General features: G+C 70.9%; 17 protein-coding genes, 2 tRNA genes and 1 pseudogene. 15 read left to right on the top strand and 5 right to left on the bottom strand.

What is annotated here, in order from left to right; genetic code table 11:
• Nucleotides 1–17: 17 nt before the first annotated feature.
• From gyrA to ACTVZO_RS21465, 5 genes are all read left to right on the top strand, one after another.
• A complete protein-coding gene (gene gyrA, locus ACTVZO_RS21485; RefSeq protein WP_443299935.1) occupies nucleotides 18–2642 on the top strand; it encodes a DNA gyrase subunit A in 2625 nt (874 codons plus the stop codon).
• 87 nt (nucleotides 2643–2729) lie between these two features.
• Nucleotides 2730–3269 carry a DUF3566 domain-containing protein gene (locus ACTVZO_RS21480; protein ID WP_443299934.1) on the top strand — a complete coding sequence of 180 codons (540 nt, stop codon included), beginning with the start codon at nucleotides 2730–2732 and terminating at the stop codon, nucleotides 3267–3269.
• Between the two features lie 83 nt (nucleotides 3270–3352).
• Nucleotides 3353–3426, top strand: a tRNA-Ile gene (locus ACTVZO_RS21475).
• 145 nt (nucleotides 3427–3571) lie between these two features.
• Nucleotides 3572–3706 (top strand): DLW-39 family protein, encoded by a 135-nt coding sequence (locus ACTVZO_RS21470; RefSeq protein WP_208809277.1) that lies wholly within the window; start codon nucleotides 3572–3574, stop codon nucleotides 3704–3706.
• A 143-nt stretch (nucleotides 3707–3849) separates the two neighbouring features.
• Nucleotides 3850–5160, top strand: a complete 1311-nt coding sequence (locus ACTVZO_RS21465) for a hypothetical protein (protein ID WP_443299933.1) — start codon at nucleotides 3850–3852, stop codon at nucleotides 5158–5160.
• On the opposite strand, the gene ACTVZO_RS21460 is transcribed toward ACTVZO_RS21465, so the two are convergent.
• Together ACTVZO_RS21460 and ACTVZO_RS21455 are read right to left on the bottom strand one after the other, a co-directional pair.
• Nucleotides 5147–6481 carry a protein kinase domain-containing protein gene (locus ACTVZO_RS21460; protein ID WP_443299932.1) on the bottom strand — a complete coding sequence of 445 codons (1335 nt, stop codon included), beginning with the start codon at nucleotides 6479–6481 and terminating at the stop codon, nucleotides 5147–5149. The genes ACTVZO_RS21465 and ACTVZO_RS21460 overlap by 14 nt on opposite strands.
• A gap of 53 nt (nucleotides 6482–6534) precedes the next feature.
• Nucleotides 6535–7083 (bottom strand): helix-turn-helix domain-containing protein, encoded by a 549-nt coding sequence (locus ACTVZO_RS21455; protein ID WP_443299931.1) that lies wholly within the window; start codon nucleotides 7081–7083, stop codon nucleotides 6535–6537.
• Nucleotides 7084–7244: 161 nt separating this feature from the next.
• Between ACTVZO_RS21455 and ACTVZO_RS21450 the strand changes: the two genes are divergently transcribed.
• Nucleotides 7245–7317 (top strand) — tRNA-Ala (locus ACTVZO_RS21450).
• 115 nt (nucleotides 7318–7432) lie between these two features.
• Here ACTVZO_RS21450 and ACTVZO_RS21445 read toward each other — a convergent pair.
• Nucleotides 7433–7957, bottom strand: a complete 525-nt coding sequence (locus ACTVZO_RS21445) for a GNAT family N-acetyltransferase (protein ID WP_443299930.1) — start codon at nucleotides 7955–7957, stop codon at nucleotides 7433–7435.
• A gap of 276 nt (nucleotides 7958–8233) precedes the next feature.
• On the opposite strand from ACTVZO_RS21445, the gene ACTVZO_RS21440 reads away from it, so the two are divergent.
• Nucleotides 8234–8797: a LysM peptidoglycan-binding domain-containing protein gene (locus ACTVZO_RS21440; protein ID WP_443299929.1), complete on the top strand. Its 564-nt coding sequence runs from the start codon at nucleotides 8234–8236 to the stop codon at nucleotides 8795–8797.
• 69 nt (nucleotides 8798–8866) lie between these two features.
• Here the strand turns inward: ACTVZO_RS21440 and ACTVZO_RS21435 are convergent, their stop codons facing one another.
• Nucleotides 8867–9559 carry a DUF5324 family protein gene (locus tag ACTVZO_RS21435; RefSeq protein WP_443299928.1) on the bottom strand — a complete coding sequence of 231 codons (693 nt, stop codon included), beginning with the start codon at nucleotides 9557–9559 and terminating at the stop codon, nucleotides 8867–8869.
• 175 nt (nucleotides 9560–9734) lie between these two features.
• On the opposite strand from ACTVZO_RS21435, the gene ACTVZO_RS21430 reads away from it, so the two are divergent.
• Together ACTVZO_RS21430 and ACTVZO_RS21425 are read left to right on the top strand one after the other, a co-directional pair.
• On the top strand, nucleotides 9735–10262 hold the full coding sequence (locus ACTVZO_RS21430; protein ID WP_443299927.1) for a peptidylprolyl isomerase: 528 nt from the start codon (nucleotides 9735–9737) through the stop codon (nucleotides 10260–10262).
• 111 nt (nucleotides 10263–10373) lie between these two features.
• On the top strand, nucleotides 10374–11249 hold the full coding sequence (locus ACTVZO_RS21425; protein ID WP_443299926.1) for a rhomboid family intramembrane serine protease: 876 nt from the start codon (nucleotides 10374–10376) through the stop codon (nucleotides 11247–11249).
• A gap of 115 nt (nucleotides 11250–11364) precedes the next feature.
• Here the strand turns inward: ACTVZO_RS21425 and crgA are convergent, their stop codons facing one another.
• The gene (gene crgA, locus ACTVZO_RS21420) at nucleotides 11365–11619 is read right to left on the bottom strand and encodes a cell division protein CrgA (RefSeq protein ID WP_384215142.1); all 255 of its coding nucleotides are present in this window, start codon (nucleotides 11617–11619) and stop codon (nucleotides 11365–11367) included.
• Nucleotides 11620–11710: 91 nt separating this feature from the next.
• Between crgA and ACTVZO_RS21415 the strand changes: the two genes are divergently transcribed.
• The 6 genes and pseudogenes from ACTVZO_RS21415 to ACTVZO_RS21390 all read left to right on the top strand — a co-directional run bounded on the left by ACTVZO_RS21415 (nucleotide 11711) and on the right by ACTVZO_RS21390 (nucleotide 15685).
• Nucleotides 11711–12484 carry a DUF881 domain-containing protein gene (locus ACTVZO_RS21415; RefSeq protein ID WP_443299925.1) on the top strand — a complete coding sequence of 258 codons (774 nt, stop codon included), beginning with the start codon at nucleotides 11711–11713 and terminating at the stop codon, nucleotides 12482–12484.
• A 4-nt stretch (nucleotides 12485–12488) separates the two neighbouring features.
• Nucleotides 12489–13202 carry a class E sortase gene (locus ACTVZO_RS21410; RefSeq protein WP_443299924.1) on the top strand — a complete coding sequence of 238 codons (714 nt, stop codon included), beginning with the start codon at nucleotides 12489–12491 and terminating at the stop codon, nucleotides 13200–13202.
• Nucleotides 13203–13292: 90 nt separating this feature from the next.
• Nucleotides 13293–13469 carry a hypothetical protein gene (locus ACTVZO_RS21405; RefSeq protein WP_030011120.1) on the top strand — a complete coding sequence of 59 codons (177 nt, stop codon included), beginning with the start codon at nucleotides 13293–13295 and terminating at the stop codon, nucleotides 13467–13469.
• Nucleotides 13466–14104 carry an aminodeoxychorismate/anthranilate synthase component II gene (locus tag ACTVZO_RS21400; protein ID WP_443299923.1) on the top strand — a complete coding sequence of 213 codons (639 nt, stop codon included), beginning with the start codon at nucleotides 13466–13468 and terminating at the stop codon, nucleotides 14102–14104. Before ACTVZO_RS21405 ends, ACTVZO_RS21400 begins: the two co-directional genes overlap by 4 nt.
• Nucleotides 14098–14934, top strand: a pseudogene (locus ACTVZO_RS21395) (class E sortase); the annotation flags it as partial. The gene ACTVZO_RS21400 and the pseudogene ACTVZO_RS21395, both read left to right, overlap by 7 nt.
• A gap of 13 nt (nucleotides 14935–14947) precedes the next feature.
• Entirely contained in the window at nucleotides 14948–15685 is a 738-nt protein-coding gene (locus ACTVZO_RS21390; RefSeq protein WP_443299922.1) for a class E sortase, read from the top strand.
• Nucleotides 15686–15874: the final 189 nt, after the last annotated feature.

The following is a 15874-nucleotide window of genomic DNA, read 5'->3' as shown; positions in this document are numbered from 1 at the left end:
AGGACTTCTGACCAGCAATGGCCGACGAAACCACCCCCACTGCCGAGAACACCGGGGAAGAGCAGCCGATCCTGCGCATCGAGCCCGTCGGGCTCGAGACGGAGATGCAGCGCTCCTACCTCGACTACGCGATGTCCGTCATCGTCTCGCGCGCCCTGCCGGACGTGCGCGACGGCCTCAAGCCGGTCCACCGCCGTGTGCTGTACGCGATGTACGACGGCGGCTACCGGCCCGAGAAGGGCTTCTACAAGTGCGCCCGCGTCGTCGGCGACGTCATGGGTACGTACCACCCGCACGGTGACTCCTCGATCTACGACGCCCTGGTCCGCCTGGCCCAGCCGTGGTCGATGCGGATGCCGCTGGTGGACAGCAACGGCAACTTCGGCTCGCCGGGCAACGACCCGGCGGCCGCGATGCGCTACACCGAGTGCAAGCTGATGCCGCTGGCCATGGAGATGCTCCGGGACATCGACGAGGAGACCGTCGACTTCACGGACAACTACGACGGCCGCAACCAGGAGCCGACGGTCCTGCCGGCGCGCTTCCCGAACCTGCTGGTCAACGGCAGCGCCGGTATCGCGGTCGGCATGGCGACGAACATCCCGCCGCACAACCTGCGCGAGGTCGCGGCGGGCGCGCAGTGGGCGCTGGAACACCCGGAGGCAACGCACGAGGAGCTGCTCGAGGCGCTCCTGGAGCGGATCAAGGGACCTGACTTCCCGTCGGGCGCCCTGGTCGTGGGCCGCAAGGGCATCGAGGAGGCGTACCGGACCGGTCGCGGCTCCATCACGATGCGCGCGGTGGTCGAGGTCGAGGAGATCCAGAACCGCCAGTGCCTGGTGGTCACGGAGCTTCCGTACCAGACCAACCCCGACAACCTCGCGCAGAAGATCGCCGACCTGGTCAAGGACGGGAAGATCGGCGGCATCGCCGACGTCCGCGACGAGACCTCGTCGCGGACCGGGCAGCGCCTGGTGATCGTCCTGAAGCGCGACGCCGTCGCCAAGGTCGTGCTGAACAACCTGTACAAGCACACCGACCTCCAGACGAACTTCGGCGCGAACATGCTGGCGCTGGTGGACGGCGTGCCGCGCACGCTGTCGGTCGACGCCTTCATCCGCCACTGGGTGCAGCACCAGATCGAGGTCATCGTCCGGCGCACGCGCTTCCGCCTGCGCAAGGCGGAGGAGCGCGCCCACATCCTGCGCGGCCTGCTCAAGGCGCTGGACGCGATCGACGAGGTCATCGCGCTGATCCGGCGCAGCAACACCGTCGAGATCGCGCGCGAGGGCCTGATGGGCCTCCTGGAGATCGACGAGATCCAGGCGAACGCGATCCTCGAGATGCAGCTGCGCCGCCTGGCGGCCCTGGAGCGGCAGAAGATCGTCGCCGAGCACGACGAGCTCCAGGCCAAGATCAACGAGTACAACGCGATCCTGGCCTCGCCGGAGAAGCAGCGCTCGATCGTCAGCGAGGAACTGGCGGCGATCGTCGAGAAGTACGGCGACGACCGGCGTTCCAAGCTGGTGCCCTTCGACGGTGACATGTCCATCGAGGACCTGATCGCCGAAGAGGACATCGTCGTCACGATCACGCACGGCGGCTACGTCAAGCGCACCAAGACCGAGGACTACCGCTCGCAGAAGCGCGGCGGCAAGGGCGTGCGCGGCACGAAGCTGAAGCAGGACGACCTGGTCGACCACTTCTTCGTCTCCACCACGCACCACTGGCTGCTGTTCTTCACGAACAAGGGCCGGGTCTACCGGTCCAAGGCGTACGAGCTTCCGGACGCCGGCCGGGACGCGCGCGGGCAGCACGTGGCGAACCTGATGGCCTTCCAGCCGGACGAGAAGATCGCCCAGGTGCTGGCCATCCGCGACTACGAGGCGGCGCCCTACCTGATCCTGGCCACCAAGGGTGGCCTGGTGAAGAAGACGGCGCTGAAGGACTACGACTCGCCCCGTTCGGGTGGCGTGATCGCGATCAACCTCAGGGAGACGGGCGCCGACGGCGGCGACGGCACCGCCGACGAGCTGATCGGCGCCGAGCTGGTGTCCGCCGAGGACGACCTGCTGCTGATCAGCAAGAAGGCGCAGTCGATCCGTTTCACGGCGACCGACGACGCGCTGCGCCCGATGGGCCGCGCCACCTCGGGCGTGAAGGGCATGAGTTTCCGTGAAGGTGACGAACTGCTGTCGATGAGCGTGGTGAGGCCGGGTACGTTCGTCTTCACCGCGACCGACGGCGGCTACGCCAAGCGGACGCCGGTCGACGAGTACCGCGTCCAGGGTCGTGGTGGTCTGGGCATCAAGGCCGCGAAGATCGTGGAGGACCGCGGGTCGCTCGTCGGGGCGCTCGTGGTGGACGAAACGGACGAGATTCTCGCCATCACGCTCGGCGGTGGTGTGATTCGTACGCGCGTCAACGAAGTCAGGGAGACCGGCCGTGACACCATGGGCGTCCAGCTGATCAACCTGGGCAAGCGCGATGCCGTGGTGGGCATCGCCCGCAACGCCGAGGCCGGTCAGGAAGCTGACGAGGTCGACGGTGACGAGACCGAGACCGAGACCGAGGCGGCCGACGGACAGGCCGCCGAGGCCGCCGAGGGCACGCAGCCCTCGGCCGGGGAGCACGAGGAGTAAGTCGTGAGTGGAGCCACGGGCGCCGGACCGGCCAAGACTGGAGAGAACGGTGCCCGTGGCCCTGCCGCGGACTCCCAGGGGGGGACTGTGACGGATACCCGAGAACCGCAGCCGCAGGCGCAGGCCGGCGCGGCCCCCGCGCAGCCGCACCAGCCGCCGCAGGCCTACTCGGCGCCCTCGGGCCCGGGTGCGCCGCGGGGCGGCGGCACCGGCACCGCGCAGCGCAAGCCGCGTACGGGGGCCCGTATGGCGCCCAGGACGCGCAAGGCGCGACTGCGGGTGGCCAAGGCCGACCCGTGGTCGGTGATGAAGGTCAGCTTCCTGCTGTCGATCGCGCTGGGCATCTGCACGATCGTGGCGGCGGCGGTGCTGTGGATGGTCATGGACGCGATGGGCGTCTTCTCGACCGTCGGCGGCACGATCAGCGAGGCGACCGGGTCGAACGAGAGCAACGGTTTCGACCTCCAGTCGTTCCTGTCGCTGCCGCGCGTTCTGATCTTCACGTCGGTCATCGCCGTGATCGACGTGGTGCTGGCGACGGCTCTGGCGACGCTGGGCGCGTTCATCTACAACCTGTCGGCGGGCTTCGTCGGCGGTGTGGAGCTCACGCTCGCCGAAGACGAGTGACCTGCGCAGACGCCTCTCGGGAACCGATTTTGGAGCTCCCGGGTCTGTGCGCTAACCTTCAGGAGTCAGCGCGCAGCGCGGATGGGGCTATAGCTCAGTTGGTTAGAGCGCATCCCTGATAAGGATGAGGCCACAGGTTCAAATCCTGTTAGCCCCACAGTGTCGAAGACCCCCAGGCCCAAGGCCTGGGGGTCTTCGTCGTAAGGGCAGTTGGCCGGATCCCAGATAACCGATCGGTATCGGTCGGTGTGTATTGTTGGCTGCCAGAAGTCCCCTACGTCAACGAAAGACGAGGTCGCGCGGTGAAGAAGCTGCTCCTGGTCGCACTGGCCGCCATCGGCGGGCTCCTCGTGTACCGCCAGATCCAGGCGGACCGCGCCGAGCAGGACCTGTGGACGGAGGCAACCGACTCCGTGCCCTCTGGTTCCGGTGTGTGAGACCCAAGGCTGATCTCATGAAGCCCCGGCTGCCGCTGCGGCCGGGGCTTTGTGCTGTTCTGTGACGATAAGTTACATTATGCAAAGATTTGGCTTGCGCTAGCAAACTCGGGGTGGGCGTGATGGGTCGGGTACGGACGAGAGTGCGCACGGGGGCCGTGGCGGGGGCGGCGGCCCTGGCCGTGGCGGGGGGCCTGTCCGGGACCGGCCATGCGGCGGGGACCGCTCCGCAGCCGGTACCGGCCTACCGTGCGGCGGAGGGCGCGAAGGCGGTGGCGGGCACTCCCTCCACGGCGGACGCCCCGCTCCTGGAGGCGGGCAGCGTCTACAAGGACGAGATCTCCCCCGGAGAGCGCGTGTACCGGCTGGTCCTGGAGAAGGACCAGTCGAACGTCTACGTCTCCGCCGTCGTCCGCCCCGGCCCGGGCGCCAAGGTCACGGGCAGCGACGGCATCGAGGTGGAGATCATGACCACCGCCGGCCGCTCCTGCCCGGGCAGCACCGGCCGGGCGAGCTTCGGCTACGACCCGGTGCCCATCAGCGCCGTGGGCGTCCGCTGGGGCGCCGAGGACGCGGACTGCGCGCCGGGCGGCGTCTACTACGCCAAGGTCACCCGGACCTCCGCCAAGGGCTCCGACCAGAGCCCCTGGCCGGTGGAGCTCAAGGTGCAGCGCGAACCCGGCCGGGGTGCGGGGGTGCCGACCACGGCCCCCAGCAGCTGGGCCTCGGGCGCCCCGACGCTGCCGGGCACCGAGGCGGTGGCCCGCACCGGCGGGACCGGCTTCAACGACGCCCGCGCCCTGGGCGCCGGGGTGTGGCGCGACGAACTGCGGCCCGGACAGACCCGCTTCTACCGGGTGCCGCTGGACTGGGGGCAGCAGCTGGGCTTCAGCGCCGAACTGGCCGCCGCCAAGCTGACCAAGCAGTACGGCGGCTCGGTCTCCAACGGGCTGGCCGTCTCGCTCTACAGCCCCTACCGGGGCCAGGTCTCGGAGGAGAACACCTCCTACGACGGCAAGCAGGCCGCGGTCACGCTGGAGAAGACCCCGCCGGTCGCCTACGAGAACCGCTTCTCGAGCGACAAGGACGTCCAGTCCGCGGGGATCGCCGGCTGGTACTACATCGCCGTGACCATGGGCGGGAAGGTCGCCGACTTCACCGAGGACGCGACCCCCGTACCGCTGACCCTGCGCACGGACGTGAGCGGCACCCCGGCCAAGGCGCCGGCCTACGCGCAGGGCCTGGCCGCGGGCGGGTTCGGGATCGGCCCCGAGGACCGGGCCGCCGCCGCGGACGGGCTGACGGCGCCCGAGGCCGCCGAGGCCGCCAGGAACGGCTCGGTGATGCGCGTGGTGGCCGGAGCCGGGTTCGGCACCGGCACCCTGCTGCTGCTCGTCCTGGGCGGCTGGATCCTGCTCGCCCGGCGGGGCCGGGGAGCCGCTACAGCCGGGTGAGGGCCCACACCCCGACGGCGAAGCAGAGCAGCGCGGCCGCGAGGAGCCCGGCCTTCACCCCGGCCGCGGGCGGGGTGATCCCGCCACCGGTCCGCGCGGGCGGCTCGGGCAGTGCCCGGGGCGCCGGCGGCGCGAGGTGGAAGCTCCCGGTCTCCGCGGGCCCGTACGCGGCCGTCGGGGCGGCGGCCGGCGCGGTCATCGGGGAGGTCTGGCCGGTGCCGCGCGGATCGGGACGGGCGGCCTCCGCCACCGTCGCCGCCGGGGACGCGTACGAGGGGGACGCGTACGGGGAGGTCTGCGGGGGCCCGTACGGGGACGGCGTCGGAGACGGGGGCGTGTCCAGGGGCGGGTGCGGGGCCGTGTGCGGCGTCGCGGTTCCGGCCGGGGCGGTGGAACCGGCCGGGGCCGTGGCGGCCGTGGGAGGCTCCGCGCCCGTCGGCCCCTGAGCACCGAAACCGGCCGGGAGGGGGCCGAGTTGGTCGAAGACCTCGACCCCGGCCGAATCGGCCTGGTCCGGCGTGGGCGGGGCGAGCAGCTCGACGGCCTCGGCAAGGGCCTTGCGCGCCCCCGTGGCGGTCTTGAACCGGCTGTGCGGGTCCGGTTGCAGCAGGCCGGCGATGACGTCCCACAGCGGCGCGGGAACGCCTTCCGGCGCGCCGGGGGTGCCGTGCGCCAGGAAGTGCTCCACCAGGGCCTGGGAGTCGGGCTTGCGCCCCTGGAGCAGGTACAGGGCGACCAGCCCGACGGCGAAGAGGTCGGCGGGGAAGTCCGGCTCGGCACCCAGCAGTTGCTCGGGGGCGAAATAACCCGGTGTGCCGACCACGTAGTTGGTCTCGGTCAGCCGGGGCTCGCCCTTGCGCATGGAGATGCCGAAGTCGGACAGCCGCAGGTGCGGCCGCCCGGTTCCGGTGGCCTCCATCAGGATGTTGGCCGGTTTGATGTCGCGGTGGACGACGCCTTCCGCGTGCACCGCGGCCAGCCCCGACAGGAGCTGGTCGAGCAGCGTGCACACGAACCGGGGCGGGAGGGGACCGTAGTCCCCGATCACGTGGGCGAGGGAGCCGCCGCCGACCAGGTCCATGGTGAACAGGACCTTGTCGTCGTCGGCCGCCCAGCTGGCGGGGGCCAGTACGTGCGGGTGATCGATGCGAAGGGCCTGCTCCCGCACGAACCTCAGGAGCGTGTGGGCATCGCTCTGGAGGAGCACCTTCGCCGCGACGTACCGGCGGCGCCGGTGGTCCCAGGCGCGCCACACGGCGCCGGCGCCACCGCGCCCGATCGGATCGATCAACTCGTACCGACCGGCGAAGACCTCACCCATCGCTGTGCCCGTCCCCCGTCACCCGTAGTCGTCCTGGCCCGCCTTCGTGCGCGTCAGTTCTGGTGGGCCTCGTAATGGGCCACCGCGTCCGCGGTCCGGCCCGCGCCGTACACCCGGAGGAACTCTGCCAGTTCCGGGTGGCTGGCGGCGAGCGTGTCCGCCGCGTCGATGATGTCCCCCGCCGCGGAGACCGAGCGCAGCAGCGACTGGATCTCGCGGACGACGCGCTTGACGGTGGGCGCGCCCGAACTGATCTGGGTCTGCCCGCTGTTGCTGAGGACGGAGCCTCCCTGGGTCTTCTTGATCTCGTCCATCCGGTCGGTGGCCTCCGCCGCGCTGACGCTCCCGTCCGCCACCTGGCCGGCGAGGTCCTGGAGGGCCTGGACGCGCTGCACCACGGCAGGGTTACCGATCTTGGCGCGCTGGCCGCTCATCAGCTGGGACAGCATGGGCGCCGACAGTCCGAGGACGGCAGCGAGGCGAGCCTGGTTGAGGCCGAGGTCATCTATGAGCCGGCGGAAGAGCGCTCCCAGGGGCTCCCCGTACCAACTGCGCTGAAGCTCTCTGGCTCTGGCCGTGGCCTCTTGCTGTACTGCGTCCACTCTTCCTACTCCCCTTCGCTGGTGCGAACCTCGCGAGCATCTTACGGAGCGTGGTCGCAGGGCGGGAGTCCCTATCATTTTGCGGGATGAGGGGGTACACCCGGTACTCTGTTCTGCGGAACACCCGCTCCCCGCAAGGGGACAGGCACGTCCGTACGTATGGGGCCTTAGCTCAGTTGGTAGAGCGCTGCCTTTGCAAGGCAGATGTCAGGAGTTCGAATCTCCTAGGCTCCACCTGTGAGACCCCTCTTGACCAGCGGAAACGCGGGTCAAGAGGGGTCTTTTTCGCGTTCCGGGGGCGTTCCGGGGCGGCCCGGGGCGGCGGGCCGGCGGCTTGCGGAGGGGTCGGTCAGAGGTCGATCCAGTAGCGGCGCTTGGGGCCGATGAGGGTCTCGCGGACGTCTTCGAGGACACCGCCGCCCCGCTCGATCGTGCGCAGCGAGGCGGTGTTGCCCGGGTCGCAGGTCAGCAGGACCCGGTCCATGCCCATCACCCGCGCCTCGTGGAGCACCGATTCCAGTGCCCGTCCGGCCAGCCCGCGCCCCCGCGCCGAGGGTCGCACGCTGTAGCCGATGTGGCCGCCGGCGTCGAGGAGGAACGCGTTCAGGTGGTGGCGCAGGTCTATCGCGCCCAGGTACGTGTCGCCGTCGGCGATCCACCAGTGCGTCGCGTGCACCCGGCCCTGTTCGACCGGCAGCGTACGGTCCGCGCGGCGGTGCAGCCCGTCCACCCACGCGGCGAAGCCCTCGGGGCTGTCCACGTCGTCGTCCGAGTCGAGGCCGGCCCCGTCCATATGGGCCTCGTCGCCCCACTCCTCGCGGGCGGCGAGCCAGGAGGAGTGCAGTCGGGGGGTGGGCGGGATCAGCTCGGACATGCTCGGACGCTATCAGCCGGGCCTGGGCCGGCCGGCGGGCCGGAGATCACCGGGCGGACGGTGTTTCACGTGAAACACCGGTCCGCAGGGCCATGCCGATCTGCGCGGTGACTCCCTCCGACGGCCCCCGCCCGGCCCGCCGTGCCCGCCGGGGGCGGTGTCCCCCGGATGGCCCAGTCACAGGGCCGCCCGGGACACCGTGTCCGACAGTGGGGGGAAGGAGGGGCGCTCCGAGGCGCCGCCCAGGGGGAAACACCACGCCGGAGGCGTACGCACATGGGACTCTTCGATTTCCTGAAGTCCGACAAGCAGAAGGCACACGAGGCCGCCGAGAAGGCGAAGGAGCAGGTCCAGCAGCAGGCCTCGGCCGCGACGCCCGCGACGAGCCAGGCCGCCGACGCCGCCTCGGCCACCCGGGCCGCCGCCGAGCGGATGGCGGCGGCCGCGCCGCCCAAGGCCAAGCCCGCCCCCGCGACCCCCGCGACCCCCGCCCCCGCGACCCCCACTCCCGCCTCGGCCGCCCACAAGGCCGTGCCCGCGCCCCCCAAGCCCGCCCCGATGCCCAAGCCCGGAGCGGCGGCCCCGCCGGCGCGCGGCGCCGCGCACACCCCGACGCCGGGCTCCGCCGCGCACAAGGCCGTCCCGGCCGCGCCCAAGCCGGCGCCCGCCGCCAAGAAGCGCACCTACACGGTCAGGCCCGGCGACTCGCTCTCCGCGATCGCCCGCCGCGAGCTCGGCAACGAGGCCCGCTGGCGCGAGCTCTACGCCATGAACCGCGGTGTCGTCGGCTCCAACCCCGACCTCATCCGCCCGGGCATGGTGCTCATGCTCCCCAACTGACCCGGACGAACCGCGAGGGCCCGGATCCATCAGGATCCGGGCCCTCGCGGCACTCTCACGCCCTGCCGGTCAGAGCTGCTTGTCGTCGGCCGCCGAGCCCGCCTCGCGCTCCTTGGCCGCCAGCTCGTCGTCGAAGCTCGCCGGCTCCGCGTCGCGCGCCGGCACCTCCGTGGCCGCCGGCGGCTCGACCAGCCAGTCCGGGTTCGACTGCTGGTCCCACCACTTCCAGGCGGCGAAGGCGGCGCCGGCCAGGACACCGACCACGGCCACCCCGCGCAGCGCCCGGCCGCAGCGCGCCCGCCGCTCGTGGCGCCGGGTGAGCCGCTGGATCTCCTGCGGGGTCACCTGGCCGCGCAGCGCCGCGAAGGCCGCCACCGACCGCGAGGCGGCCTCCTCGGCCACCGGCGTGGCGGCCGCGATCGCGCTCTCGATCCGGGGCTGCGTGTAGTCGGCCGCCTGCCGGGCGGCCTTGCGCGTCTGCTTCACCGCCTGCGTCGCGGCCCGGTCCACATTCGGCGGCACGTGAGCACGCGCCGCCCGCATCCGCGGATGCAGGTGGGTGTCGTACGTGGTCCGTGCCTGCCGCGCGGCCTCGTTGGCCGCGTGCGAAACCATCGGTGCGAGGATCTGATTGGCCTCATGGGCGTAGTGCGCCATGGTGTCTTTGGCGGTCCCTGCGTACGGTGCCACCACTTCCGACGCGTGCCGCACGGTCTCCCTGGCGCTTTCCGCTGCCGCGAGCACGCTGTCCTTGCGGGTCACAGGATTCCTCCTTCTCGGTGGCGGACACAGTTCACCTTTCCACCCTTTGTCGGATCATGCCTGGCATGACACCGCCGGGCATGCGTGACAGGGCATACGGGTGGAGCATTTCCGTCCCCTGCTTCCCTCCGTGGGAGGATCTCAACCGACAGTGATGACTAAGGAAGGCAGATCTGTGGCCGAGAAGCCCTACGCCACCCTGAAGACCAGCCACGGCGACATCAAGATCGAGCTGCTGCCGAACTTCGCTCCGAAGACCGTCCGGAACTTCACGGAGCTCGCCACCGGCGCCCGTGAGTGGACCCGTCCCACCGACGGCCAGAAGACCACGGACCCGCTGTACGACGGCACCGTCTTCCACCGCGTCATCAGCGGCTTCATGATCCAGGGCGGCGACCCGCTGGGCAACGGCACCGGCGGCCCGGGCTACCAGTTCGCCGACGAGTTCCACCCCGACCTGGCCTTCACCAAGCCCTACCTGCTCGCCATGGCCAACGCCGGCCCGGGCACCAACGGCTCGCAGTTCTTCATCACCGTCGCGCCCACCGCCTGGCTGACCCGCAAGCACACGATCTTCGGCGAGGTCACCGACAAGGCCAGCCAGACGGTTGTGGACACGATCGCCTCGCTCCCCACCAACGCGCGCACCGAGCGGCCGCTGGACGACGTGATCATCAAGTCCGTCGTCATCGAGAAGCACTGACGCCGCGTCCCGGCGCCGCGCGCCGGGAACCTTTCCGCCCCGCCCGTCCGTCCTGGATACATACCGGACCGGCGGGGCGTTCCCCTGCCCCGCCGCCGATCGAGGGGACCGATGGACACCGAACGTCTGCCGGGCTGCTACCGCCACCCGGACCGCGACACGGGGATCACCTGCACCCGTTGTGAGCGCCCCATCTGCCCCGAGTGCATGGTCAGTGCCTCGGTCGGCTTCCAGTGCCCCGAATGCGTCCGCGCGGGCTCCGGCACCGGCCACCGGCCGGCCGCGAACGCGCCGCGCACCGTCGCGGGCGGGGTGGTCGCCGCCGACCCCCAGCTGGTCACCAAGATCCTGATCGGCATCAACGCCGCCGTGTTCCTCGTGACGCTGGCGGCACCGGCGGTCGTGGTGCGCCTCGAGCTGCTCGGCCAGTACGTGGAATACCTCGGCGGCCCCGTCGAGGGAGTCTCCACCGGCGAGTACTACCGCCTGCTGACCTCGGTGTTCCTGCACGTCGAGTGGTGGCACATCATCGGCAACATGATCGGCCTGTGGGTGATCGGCGGCCCGCTGGAAGTGGCGCTGGGCCGCGCCCGCTATCTCGCCGTCTACCTGCTCTCGGGGCTCGGCGGCAGCGCCCTCGTCTATCTGCTGACCGCGCCGAACACCCCGACCCTCGGCGCGTCCGGCGCCGTCTTCGGCCTGCTCGGCGCCACCGTCGTCCTCGCACGCCGGCTGCGCTACGAGATGCGGCCGGTGATCGTGATGGTCGTGCTGATGCTGTTCCTGACCTTCGTGCCGCTCGGCGGCAGCCTCAACGTGTCCTGGCAGGCACACGTGGGCGGTCTGGTGACCGGCGCGCTGGTGGGCATGGGCATGCTCCAGCCCGCCGCCGGCAGGAACCGCACACTCGTCCAAGCGGGTACCTGTGTGGTGGTGTTCCTGCTGGTGGCGGCGGTGATCCTGGTCCGCACCGCGGAACTCACCTGATCACACCGGCGTCAACTCTCCACAGAGTTATCCACAGATCTTCTGTCTTTTCCTCAGGTGTGGATGACGCTGTGGATAACTCATGGGGAGAGCTTTTATCGCGGGAGGTTTAGTGCTACTTCCACTGCGTCGAGACGCCGAATCCCGCCGCGATGAAGCCGAAACCGACCACGATGTTCCAATTGCCCAGTGCTTCGATCGGCAGCTGGGTCTCGGTCACGTAGAAGACGACGATCCACGCGAGTCCGATCAGGAAGAGTGCCAGCATGACCGGGGCGACCCAGCTGCGGTTGGTCAGCCTGATCGACTGCGGCTGCCGGGTGGACGGCGGCGTGTAGTCGTCCTTCTTGCGGATACGTGACTTCGGCACGAGGGGCTCTCCTGTCGATGCGCTGGGGACCTTGCCTGCCCCGGGCGTCCGTTAGCGTAGTGGACCTGTGGCGTTGAAGGAGAAGGGTACGTTGAGCGATTCCGACGACTCCTCCGCGGGTCCCCGTCGCCGGGCCAGGCCGGTCCGGCTGCTGACCGCCGCCGTCTTCGCCCTGGCCGGGCTTCTCTTCGTCACCAGTTTCAACACCTCCAAGGGTACGAACATCCGGACCGACGCGTCGCTCCTGAAACTGTCCGACCTCATCGAGGAACGCAGTCAGAGCAACGCGGAGCTCGAGGAGAGCCTCGGACCGGTGCGCCGCCGGGTCGACGCGCTCGCCGACCGCGACGACGGCAGCACCAAGGCCGAGGACGCCAGGCTGGCCGCCCTGCGCGCGGCCTCGGGCACCGAGGAGCTGTCCGGCAAGGGCCTGACCGTCACCCTCAACGACGCCCCGCCCAACGCCACCGCCCGCATCCCCAACGTCCCCGAGCCGCAGCCCAACGACCTGGTGATCCACCAGCAGGACCTCCAGGCCGTGGTGAACGCCCTCTGGCAGGGCGGGGCCCAGGGCATCCAGGTCATGGACCAGCGGCTGATCTCCACCAGCGCGGTCCGCTGCGTCGGCAACACCCTGATCCTCCAGGGCCGGGTCTACTCGCCGCCGTACAAGATCTCGGCGGTCGGCGACCCGGGCGCGTTGCGCAAGTCCCTCGCGGCCTCCCCCGCCCTACAGAACTACCAGCTGTACGTGAACGCCTACGGGCTGGGCTGGAAAGTGGACGAGCACAAGGCGCTGACACTTCCCGGCTACTCCGGCACAGTGGACCTCCACTATGCGAAGCCGGTGGAGGCCTCGTCCTGAGGCATTGCGGCCCGACGTCGTACTGCGCCTGGTGGTACGGACGTTCAGCGAGGTGTGCCTGACGGCGGGCACCCTCATCGTGCTCTTCGTCGTCTACGTCCTACTGTGGACCGGGGTCAAGGCCGACCGGGCCATGGACGGCGAGATGGCCCGGCTGCGCGACGACTGGGCGGCGGCCGGCGCGCCCGCGGCGGAGCCCGCCCCGGATCCGGCAGCGGCCCCCGGGCCCGCCGAGCCGGCCCGCTACCCCGCCGGCCAGGCCTTCGCCGAGATGTACATCCCGCGCTTCGGGAAGGACTGGAACAAGCCCGTCCTGGAGGGCACCGGCACCGAGCTGCTGAAGAAGGGCCTGGGCCACTACCGCGGCACCGCCGCGCTCGGCGCCACCGGGAACTTCTCGGTGGCGGGCCACCGGCGCACGTACGGGGACCCCTTCAAGGACTTCCCCGAGCTGCGCACCGGCGACGCCGTGATCCTCAAGGACGCGACCACCTGGTACACGTACACGGTGCGCGGCGGGCCGCTGCGCACCGTGCCCACCGACATCGGGGTGGTGGAGGCGGTGCCCCGGAAGTCGCCGTTCACCGTCCCGGGCCGGTACCTGACGCTGACGACCTGCGATCCCGAGTGGGGCCACAGCCACCGGCTGGTCGTCTGGGCGGAGCTGACCGGCACGCGCGTCGTGGGGCAGGGCAGGCCGGAGGGATTGCCGAGCTGACCCACCCGGCAGGGCCGCTGCCTTTAGTCTGTTGGCGTACCGCCTCCCGCGGTGCGTGGAACGAATGTGGACGAAAAGGAAACAGGCGGCATGTACGGCTGGATCTGGCGGCATCTGCCGGGCAACGCGTGGGTACGCGCGCTGATCTCACTCGTGCTGGTCCTCGCGGTGGTCTTCGTGCTGTTCCAGTACGTGTTCCCGTGGGCCGAGCCGCTCCTGCCGTTCAACGATGTGACCGTGGACGAGGGATCGGGAGCCACTCCGTGAGCGCGCGCATTCTGGTTGTGGACAACTACGACAGCTTTGTCTTCAACCTGGTCCAGTACCTCTACCAGCTCGGCGCCGAATGCGAGGTGCTGCGCAACGACGAGGTCGAGCTCTCGCACGCGCAGGACGGCTTCGACGGCGTGCTGCTCTCCCCCGGGCCCGGCACGCCGGAGGAGGCGGGGGTCTGCGTCGACATGGTCCGGCACTGCGCCGCGACGGGCGTCCCCGTCTTCGGGGTGTGCCTGGGCATGCAGTCGATGGCGGTCGCGTACGGCGGGGTCGTGGGCCGGGCGCCCGAGCTGCTGCACGGCAAGACCTCGCCCGTGGTCCACACGGGGCTGGGCGTCTTCGACGGCCTGCCCTCCCCCTTCACCGCGACCCGGTACCACTCCCTGGCCGCCGAGCCCCGGACCCTGCCCGGGGTGCTGGAGGTCACGGCGCGCACGGAGGACGGGATCATCATGGGCCTGCGCCACCGGGAGCACGACGTCGAGGGTGTGCAGTTCCACCCCGAGTCGGTGCTGACCGAATGGGGCCACCGGATGCTCGCGAACTGGCTGGTGCGCTGCGGCGACGCGGGTGCCGTGGAGCGCTCGGTGGGGCTGGCCCCGGTGGTGGGCAAGGCCGTCGCGTGACCGCGCTCGCGCCGTCCGCGCCCACGGGGGGCCGGGCCGCGCGGCGCAGGGCGGCACAGGAGGCCGCGAAGCGGGCCGCAAGGGCGTCCCGGAGGCGGGGCGGGCGGCGGCGCAGGCGGCCGGCGTCGGGCGGACCTCTGGTCGTGGCGAGCCGGCTGGGCGGGGAACTGTTCATCACGGCGGGTCTGGTGATGCTGCTGTTCGTCGCCTACCAGCTCTGGTACACGAACATCGTCGCGGAACGGGCGGCGAACGGTGCCGCGGGCACGCTCGAGCAGACGTGGCAGCGGGACGCGGGCACGGATCCTGGCGGAGCGGCGGCGGCGCCGCCCGTGACGGCGTTCGAGCCCGGCCAGGGCTTCGCCATCCTGCACATCCCCAAGCTGGACGTGAAGGTTCCGGTGGCCGAGGGGATCAGCAAGCCGAAGGTGCTGGACCGGGGGATGGTCGGGCACTACGGCGAGGGCGCGCTGAAGACGGCGATGCCGGCGGACAAGCAGGGCAACTTCGCGGTGGCGGGCCACCGCAACACCCACGGGGAGCCGTTCCGCTACATCAACCGGCTGGTGCCCGGGGATCCCGTCGTGGTCGAGACCCGGGACGCGTACTACACGTACGAGATGACCTCGGCGCTGGCGCAGACGCCGCCCACCAACGTGTCGGTGATCAAACCGGTGCCCGAGGGCTCGGGCTTCACCGAACCCGGCCGGTACATCACGCTGACGACCTGCACCCCGGAGTTCACCAGCACCTACCGGATGATCGTATGGGGCAGGATGACCGATGAACGCCCCCGCAGCGAGGGCCCTCCGCCTGCGCTGACCAGCTAAGGACGAATCAGCAGTGTCTCGTGCCCGCCGCCGCGCCGCGGCATCGCCCGCCCCCGCCGGCAGCCGCAGTGTGCTCGCCGGGTTCCTGAGCCTGCTGGGCGAGCTCCTGATCACGGTGGGGCTGGTGCTCGGCCTGTTCGTGGCGTACTCGCTGTGGTGGACGAACGTGCTCGCGGACCGGCAGGCGTCGGCGCGCGGCGACCAGGTCCGCCAGCAGTGGCTGACGCCGGGCGCGGAGGCGAAGCCCGCGGAGCCGGGTGCGCTGGACACCAAGGACGGCGTCGGCTTCCTGCACGTGCCGGCGATGAAGAACGGCGAGGTGCTGGTCAAGCGGGGCACGGACCCCGAGACCCTGAACGACGGGGTCGCGGGCTACTACACGGAGCCGGTGAAGTCGGCGCTGCCGTGGGACGAGAAGGGCAACTTCTCGCTGGCCGCGCACCGGGACGGCCACGGCGCGAAGTTCCACAACATCGACAAGCTGAACAACGGCGACGCGATCGTGTTCGAGACCAAGGACACCTGGTACGTGTACAAGGTCTTCGCCGAGCTGCGCCAGACGTCGAAGTACAACGTGGACGTGATCAGCCCGGTCCCGAAGGAGTCGGGCAAGACCGCCCCGGGCCGCTACATCACGCTGACCACGTGCACGCCGGTGTACACCTCGAAGTACCGCTACATCGTGTGGGGCGAGCTGGTCCGTACGGAGAAGGTGGACGCGCAGCGGACGCCGCCGGCCGAGCTGCGCTGACCCCCGAGCCGCCCTCCCCCGCTCCGGGCCCCCAGAAGGCCCTGTGGGCGGCGCCGGCGCCGCATCGAGCCGGTGGGCCAAGGCTTCACGGCCAAGGGCGCAGGCGGCCGCACACGGCCTGAAGGGAAAACGGGTCCGGCCCCCCTCCCGCGGGAGGGGGGCCGGACCCGTATTCCAGCGTGCGTGCCG

The sequence above is a fragment of the Streptomyces sp. IBSNAI002 genome (assembly GCF_052244475.1).
In the GTDB taxonomy this organism is placed as follows: Bacteria; Actinomycetota; Actinomycetes; order Streptomycetales; family Streptomycetaceae; genus Streptomyces.
The sequence above is the reverse complement of the archived record's forward strand: the minus strand, read 5'-3'. Positions and strand labels throughout refer to the sequence as shown.